The following is a 6904-nucleotide window of genomic DNA, read 5'->3' on the forward strand; positions in this document are numbered from 1 at the left end:
TCCGCGCGGTCAGGGCGCGAGCTCGCGCAGGCGGACGAGACGCTCGTGCCCGGTCTCCTCGAGTTCGGCGATCTCATCGCGCGACTTGAGGAAGTCGGAGAACGAACGATAGCCGAGCGCCTTCTCGCTGAAGGACGGATCCATCCGCCGCATGTGGGTCTTCACCGCCGAGCTGTGCAGCCACTCGTCCGCGCCTGCCTTGTCGTGGCCGAGACGCAACGCGCGCTCGAGCAGCTGAGTCGATTCCTCCTGCTCCGTGAGCGGAGCGGACGGGACTTCCTCCACCTCCACCGGCTTCGCGGTCTTCTTCGTGCGCGACCGGGGAGCGGCTTTCGCCTTCGGCGGCGCTTCTGCGGCCACCTCCGTGACGGCGTCGGCCGGTTCGGGAGCTGTCGGCGGAACCACGACCGCCTTCGGCTGCGGGCGCACCACGCCGGGCAGCGAGTCGTAGGACTCGAACTCGTCGCAGGCCGCGGCGAGTGACTTCGCCGTGGAGCCGGCGACGCCGACCCCGATGACGTAGCGGCCGAGGCGCTTGCACCGCTGTGCGAGCGGCACGTAGTCGCTGTCGCCTGCCACGATCACCACGTGGGTCAGATCGGGAAGGCGGAACATGTCCTCGACGGCATCGACGGCCAGGCGGATGTCGGCGCCGTTCTTGGCGTAGGCGGCGGCGGGGAAGAGCTGCACCAGGTCGACCGCGCGGGCGACGAGCTGCGAGCGATACACGGCGTTCACGGGCGACGACCAGTCGGCGTAGGCGCGGGTGAGCACCAGCGTGCCGAAGGATGCGGCGTAGTCGATGATCGCGCCGACCTCGATCATCGCGCGGCTCAGCCGCTCACTGACCTCGGGGTCGTTCGGGTTCTCGGTGATCCGCTGGCGATCCTTGCCGTAGGCGTTGCGGCCGTGCACACGGTCGTACCAGGAGATGACGATGTTGTCGAAGTCGAGGTAGACGGCGACGCGCGTGTCTGTCGTCTCAGCCACGGTCGGCCTCCTCGCTCGGGTAACGCACGCCGATCTGTGTGCGGATCTCGTCGAGGGTGCCCATGATCGCGACGCTCTCCGCGATCGGCAGGATGTCTCCTTCGAGCTGGCCGTCGCGCACCAGCCGCTCGGCGGCGAGCGCCTGGAACTGCATGCCGCGTCCCACGATCTCCGAGGAGTACTCCTCCTGCACCGTGCCGTCCGGCCCGACCACCCGGAACGACGTGGGGCTGTACCAGACCCGGTCGATGTCGATCCGCGCCTCGGTTCCGACGATGGTCGCGGCGTTCGCCCCTGCTCCACGCGAGGACGACACGCTGGTCGAGACGGCCCCGCCCTCGTGCGTCATGACGGTGGCGACCTCTGAATCGGCGCCTGTCTCGATCAGGCGTCCGACGGCGCGTACGGTGGTCGGTGTTCCCAGGATGTCGTGGATGAACGAGATCGGGTAGATGCCGAGGTCGAGCAGCGCGCCACCGCCGAGCTCAAGCGCGTTGAGGCGGTGCGCCGGATCGGAGGAGATGCGCTGCGTGTGGTCGGCGGTGACGACTCGGATATCGCCCAGCGTTCCGGCGGCGATGATCTCGCGGATGCGGATCATGTGCGGCAGATAGCGCGTCCACATGGCCTCCATCACCAGGAGTCCGCGCTCGGCGCCCAGCCGCTGCAGATCCTCGGCCTCGGCGCGGTTCAGAGTGAACGCCTTCTCGACGAGCACGTGCTTGCCGTTCTCGAGGGCGAGACGTGCGTTCTCGTGATGCATCGGGTGCGGAGTTCCGACGTAGATGATGTCGACATCGGGATCGGCCGCGAGAGCCTCGTAGGAGGGGTGCGCGTGCGCGATGTCGAAGCGGGCGGCGAAGGCGTCCGCCGACTCCTGCGACCGGGATCCGACGGCCACGAGATCGAGTCCGGCCGTTCGAAGATCGGATGCGAAGGAACCGGCGATGCCGCCGGTTGCGAGGATTCCCCAACGAAGACCAGTCATGGTCTCAGCGTACGGGGTGCGGGCCGGGCGGCGGCACTCAGGCCCGCGCGAGCGCCTGATCCAGGTCGGCGATGATATCGGCCGGGTCCTCGAGTCCGGCGGAGAGCCGGATCGTGTTGAGGGAGATGCCGGCCGCTGCGCGCTGCTCGGCGTTCAGGTGCGAGTGCGTCATCGAGGCCGGATGCGCGACCATGCTGCGTGCGTCGCCGATGTTCGCGATGAGGCGCACCACGGTGAGGCTGTCGACCACCCGCGCGACGCGCTCCTGCGTGCCGGCGTCCTCTGCTCCCGCGAGTTCGAAGGAGAACACGGAGGGCACGCCGCGCGGCAGATAGCGCTGAGCGAGTTCGTGCCACGGGTTGTCGTCAAGCCCCGGGTGGTTCACCTTCGCGACAGCGGGATGCTGCCGGAGGTGCTCCGCGACGGCCTGCGCCGTCGCACTCTGACGGGACACCCGCAGGTCGAGGGTCTCGATGCCCAGCAGGATCTGCCAGGCGTTGAAGGGCGAGAGCGAGGGACCGAGGTCGTGCACGTACTTCGACTTCACCAGCGGCGCGAACGACTGGCCGATGCCGAACCGGTCCCACAGCACCAGCTCACCGAACCGCTTGTACGGTGCGGTGAACTGCGGCCAGCGCGCCGGGTCCGCGCCGAAGTCGAACGTGCCCTGGTCGACGACGACGCCGCCGAGCGAGGTGCCGTGACCGGAGAGGAACTTCGTCGCCGAGTGCACGACGAAGTCGGCGCCGTGCTCGCCGGGGCGCACCAGGAACGGGGTGCCGACCGTGTTGTCGATCACGAGCGGCACGCCGGCCTCATGTGCGATGTCCGCGACGAGCCGGATGTCGAGCACCTGGGCCACCGGATTGGCCACCGACTCGGCGAAAACGGCACGAGTCTGCGGAGTGATGGCCGCACGCCATGCCTCGGGGTCGTCCTGGTCCACGAAGGTCGTGCGGATGCCGAAATCCTCGAAGGTGTCCTGCAACAGGTCGACCGTGCCGCCGTAGAGCTGGTTCGCCGCCACGATGTGCCCGTTCCGGCCGACGAGCGCCAGCAGCGTGACCGCCACAGCCGCCTGGCCCGAGGCCACGGCGACGGCGGACGTGCCGCCCTCGAGTGCTGCCACGCGCTCCTCGAGCACCTGCTGCGTGGGACTGGCGTTGCGGCTGTACAGGTTGCCGACCGTGCGCAGAGCGAACAGGTCGGCAGCGTCGGCGAGCGAGGCGAACTGGAAGGCGGCTGTCTGATAGATCGGCGGAATCGCGCTGTTCTGCGGGGTCCCCGGAACGTAGCCGGCCTGGATCTGCTGGGTCGCGAACTCGCTCATCCGTCCATCATCCGGGGGAGTGTCGATCCGGCACGGGGATATGTCGAACTGTTGCGGCGCGTGATTCGGGGGAGGAGCATGGTGGAATGGGCGGCGTCATCGAGTTCGAGCTGGTGCGGACCGTCGACGCGCAGATCGGCGAGGTGTTCGAGCGGCTCGCAGACATCGACGGATACAAAGACTGGATGCCGAAGCGCGGGAGCCTCTTGCGGCATACGAAGCAGACGTCGCCGGGTCCCGTCGGAGTCGGGACCACCTACGTCGACCAGATGTCCGCGGGGACTTCGCCTGGAGAGGTCATCGAGTTCGACAGCCCGACGACGCTGGTATTCCACTGGTGGGACGCATCATCCCGTGGGAAGGTCAAAGTGGAGGGCTGGCCGGGATATCGGCTCGAGGCTTCCGGGCCGCGCACGACCATCGTTCGCCACCACGCGAGGATGGCCGCCTACGGAATCCATCGCCTCATGACGCCTTTGTACCGCCGGATGGCGCTGCGCGAACGCACCGTTGTCATCGAGGCGTTGCAGAGGTCCTTCGCGCGTCTCGCCTGACCTCTACGGGATTGCGTGTTGACGAGGTCCAGTGGCGCCGCTCGGTGAGTCCGTCTGAGTCAAGCCTGCGCTGCGACGAACCGCGCGATCGCCTGCAGCGTCTCCGGGTGTCCCTCCAGATGGGGGAGGTGCGCGACGTCGCTGAGTTGCACGAGCTCGGAATCGGGCACGGATGCTGCGACGTGACGGGCATTGCGCACCATATGCGCCAGGTCGAGGTCGCCGACCAGCACGAGCGTCGGCACCGTGATCGCGGCGATCCGTGGCCAGGCCTCCTCGATCAGAGCCGGATCGCCGGGGTCGGCGGCCGCGAGTGCGCGGCCGTTCATCTCCAGGAAGAGCGTACGAGCACCGGGTGCGGCACGGCCGGCGTGCCCGGGGCCGTCTAGCCAGATCTCGGCCTCGAGCCGGTTGACCTCGTCGAGGTCGCCGCTGTCATCGGCGGCGTCGATGCGCCGGTCGAGGTCCGCGACGAGCGGGGCGAGATCGGGTGCGGGCGCCCCGCCGATCGACGGGGCGATCAGCACGAGCGCACCGACGCGGTCCGGATGGGCGAGGGCCAGATCGATCGCCGCTCGGCCGCCCATCGAGCAGCCGATGACGATCGCCGTATCCACGGCTTCGGCATCCAGCACCGCGACGGCGTCGGAGACCGGCGACCAGCCGTCTTCGGGGTCGTACTCGGTCTCGCCGAAGCCGCGTGTGTCGTAACGGATGCTGCGGATCGCCGAGCCGAGATGATCGATCAGGGGTGACCAGGACCGCCGGTCGGTGACCCCGGCGTGGATCATCAGCACGGGTGCGCCGGATCCGGTGGCCTCGACCGCGAGTCGTGCGCGCCCGGAGGCGACCGTCTCGCGCGTCACGGGATGAGGATGATCTTGCCGGCGGTCGCGCCCGACTCCACGAGCTCGTGTGCCCGGATGGCCTCGGCGAGCGGGAGCTCCGGTCCGAGTTCGATCGTGAAGTCACCGTTGGCGATCAGCTCGATCGTCTTCGGCAGCGCCTCTGCACGCCAGGCCCGTTCCTCCTCGGTGAGCGGGACGGGAGATCCGCCCTGGAAGCCGCGGATGCCGAATCCGGCGGCGTCCGCCCCGCGGACGATCGTGGCGATGCGGTCGCGGTCGGCGACGAGATCGAGGGAGGCCTGGATCGCCTCGTCGGTTCCGGCGCAGTCGAGGGCGACGGTGATCCCGCCGGGCGCGGCCTCGCGGACCCGCTCGAGCAGGCCCGCGTCGTAGGAGACCGGGATGGCGCCGAGTTCGCGCAGTTGGTCATGTCTCGCCGGGCTCGCCGTCGCGACGACGGTGGCACCCCAGGCCACGGCGAACTGGACCGCCGCCTGGCCGACGGCACCTGAGCCGCCGTGCACGAGCAGCGTGTCGCCGGCGCTGACGCCGAGCGAGCGGAGTGCCTGGTATGCCGTGCCGGCCGGGATGCCGATACCGGCGCCCTCGGCGGCGGTGACCGCGTCGGGCAACGCGGCGATGTTGCGCACAGGCACGGTCAGCGACGACGCGTATGTGCCGACCGTGTCGCGGATGGCCACGCGGTCGCCGACGGCGAACCCGGTGACCCCGTCGCCGACCGATTCGATCACCCCGGCACCGTCGAAGCCGACCGGTCGCGGTTCGGTGATCGGCTTGGACGCGCGGTTGCCGCTGCGCAGTTTCGCGTCGATCGGATTCACCCCAGCGGCTTCGATCCGCACGACGACCTCACCCGAGGTCGCGAGCGGGTCGGGGATCTCGATGAGGTGGAGGACGTCGGGGGAGCCGATTTCGGTGTAGACGATCGCGCGAGCCATGATTTCAGGCTACCGCCGCAGATCAGCGACCCGCCAAGACCTTCATGATCCGCGGCGGAGAAACCGGCTGCGCCGTGCCCAGCCGCTGCGCGAACAGGCTGACCCGGTACTCCTCCAGCAACCATCTCGTCTCGATGAGCGCCGGCGAGGCGTCGGCCGGGAGAGGGATCGCGCCGCCGGCATCCGCGTAGACCGTGGCCATCCGCTCGTACTCGGTCATCCGCGTGCGATCCTTGCCGGGCGCATCCGCCAGGGTCTTCAGCCGGTCGGTCATCCCCTCCAGATATCGCGGAAGGTTCGCGAGACGCGAGACGCCGGTCGTGGAGACGAAACCGGGATGCAGCAGCCCGGACAGCTGTGTCCGGATGTCGTTCAGGGGCCCGAGGAGGGCGAGCGAGTTCTGCGCCTTGATGCCCCGTTCGACCTCGCGGGACTTCGTCAGGATGCGCGCGACCAGCGAGACGCACGCGAAGAGATCGTCGACGAGCGCCGCGGACACGATGTCGCGGACGCGTGCGAACTCGGCCTCCGCGCGGATGATCCCGCCCGGTGCCGCACGTTCGATGACCTCCCGCACCACGGCGGCCCGGCAGTCCTCGATGAGCGCGGCCGCAGACGAATACGGTGATGCGGCGAGAGCCAGCTTCTCGTGGCTCGTCAGGTGCTCCTGCACGTACGACGACGGCGACGGCACGGCGAGCAGCATGAGCCGCAGCACGCCGGAACGGGTCGCGGCAGCGGCGGCATCCGCCGTCGCCTCCACACGCACGGAGACGGTCCTGCCCTGATCGACGATGGCCGGGTATCCCCGGACGACGCCACCCGCGACCCGGGTGTCGAGCACCTCGGGGAGATCGCCGAAGGTCCAGGCGGTGAGGCCGTCCTGTTCGATCGGCCCGCGACCAGAGGCGGCCGCGACGCGGGTCGCCGCGCTCGGCTCCTTCGGGGTCCGGTTCTCCGCCTGTGCCACGGACCGCGCCACGCTGCTGCGGGCGCGGTCCGAGAGCTGCTCCTGGAGGAGGCGCAGATCGCGCCCGGAGCCGGCGACGCGGCCCCGCTCGTCGACGGCACGGAAGTTCATGCGCAGGTGCGCCGGAACCCGCTCTTCGTCGAAGTCGGCGGCCGAGACGAGTTGATTGGCCAGCGGCTGGATCAGCCGCGCCAGGGCCTCCTTCAACGATCGCGTCGGCGTCCCCGCGTGGTTCTCCGGTCCCTCCTCGGAGAGAGCGGCGCCG

At 69.6% G+C, this 6904-nt stretch carries 7 protein-coding genes; 1 reads left to right on the forward strand and 6 read right to left on the reverse strand.

The features are described 5' to 3' along the window. Nucleotides 1-9 precede the first annotated feature (9 nt). Genes CUR96_RS10445 through CUR96_RS10455 form a run of 3 tightly spaced genes read right to left on the reverse strand, consistent with a single transcriptional unit; the run spans nt 10 to nt 3308 of the window. Entirely contained in the window at nt 10-990 is a 981-nt protein-coding gene (locus tag CUR96_RS10445) for an NYN domain-containing protein (protein WP_102193256.1), read from the reverse strand. Then, a complete protein-coding gene (locus tag CUR96_RS10450; RefSeq protein ID WP_102193257.1) occupies nt 983-1978 on the reverse strand; it encodes a Gfo/Idh/MocA family protein in 996 nt (331 codons plus the stop codon). Before CUR96_RS10450 ends, CUR96_RS10445 begins: the two co-directional genes overlap by 8 nt. A 37-nt stretch (nt 1979-2015) precedes the next feature. Continuing rightward, entirely contained in the window at nt 2016-3308 is a 1293-nt protein-coding gene (locus tag CUR96_RS10455; protein ID WP_102193258.1) for an O-acetylhomoserine aminocarboxypropyltransferase/cysteine synthase family protein, read from the reverse strand. 86 nt (nt 3309-3394) lie between these two features. Here CUR96_RS10455 and CUR96_RS10460 point away from each other — a divergent pair, with 86 nt between their 5' ends. Further along, a complete protein-coding gene (locus CUR96_RS10460; protein ID WP_102193259.1) occupies nt 3395-3862 on the forward strand; it encodes an SRPBCC family protein in 468 nt (155 codons plus the stop codon). A gap of 59 nt (nt 3863-3921) precedes the next feature. Here CUR96_RS10460 and CUR96_RS10465 read toward each other — a convergent pair whose 3' ends face one another. From CUR96_RS10465 to CUR96_RS18605, 3 genes are all read right to left on the reverse strand, one after another. Continuing rightward, the gene (locus CUR96_RS10465) at nt 3922-4728 is read right to left on the reverse strand and encodes an alpha/beta fold hydrolase (RefSeq protein WP_102193260.1); all 807 of its coding nucleotides are present in this window, start codon (nt 4726-4728) and stop codon (nt 3922-3924) included. Next, complete coding sequence (locus CUR96_RS10470) at nt 4725-5669, reverse strand: quinone oxidoreductase family protein (RefSeq protein WP_102193261.1); 945 nt, start codon at nt 5667-5669, stop codon at nt 4725-4727. Before CUR96_RS10470 ends, CUR96_RS10465 begins: the two co-directional genes overlap by 4 nt. A 22-nt stretch (nt 5670-5691) precedes the next feature. Then, nucleotides 5692-6904 (reverse strand): DUF3418 domain-containing protein (locus CUR96_RS18605; RefSeq protein ID WP_180968999.1); only part of this gene is annotated, 1213 nt, incomplete at its 5' end.

The sequence above is a fragment of the Microbacterium aurantiacum genome (assembly GCF_002872075.1).
In the GTDB taxonomy this organism is placed as follows: Bacteria; Actinomycetota; Actinomycetes; order Actinomycetales; family Microbacteriaceae; genus Microbacterium; species Microbacterium aurantiacum_A.